Raw genomic sequence first — 553 nt, forward strand, 5'->3', positions numbered from 1 at the left:
CATGCCGGAATGGAAACATAGCAACGTGGCCGGATGGAACGCGTCTCTCGGAAAAGATGCCGGACGAAATATCGATCGCAATCCGGTATTCCGTCGGAAAGGATACGACGATGATCTGACACCCCGCAACGACGGCGACTATCGCCTCACAAGCTCCAGCCCTTCGGTGAACACCGGCTACAACCGGTTCGTCCTTTCGGGCTTCCGGAACCGTACCTCGACCGTACTGCTCAGTCCGCTTAAGGCACAGTATACCGCGGCGCTTGCACTCGATCTGGGCAGTCTTGCCAGAATCTATGACGATGTGGTGGATATGGGCGCATACGAATATCATTCGAACAGCGGATTCCCGAATGTCGTGCATGAAGTCGTGATCGGTACGTATCCGAACGTAACGACTGTTCCCGGTGCAGGGATTCACTATACCGAAAGCCAGAAGAACTTTACGATGACACTCACACCGGTCGAAGGCTACAGCCTGAAATACATTAAAGTAAAGACGAACTCGAAGAGACGGGATGAGGAACAGGGCGGTATCCGGATGACGCATAAC

General features: G+C 53.5%; 1 pseudogene. It reads left to right on the forward strand.

Annotated features, from left to right (window positions below):
- Window positions 1-553, forward strand: a pseudogene (locus EII41_RS13725) (hypothetical protein); the annotation flags it as partial.

Source organism: Tannerella forsythia (assembly GCF_003860135.1).
Taxonomy (GTDB): domain Bacteria; phylum Bacteroidota; class Bacteroidia; order Bacteroidales; family Tannerellaceae; genus Tannerella; species Tannerella forsythia_A.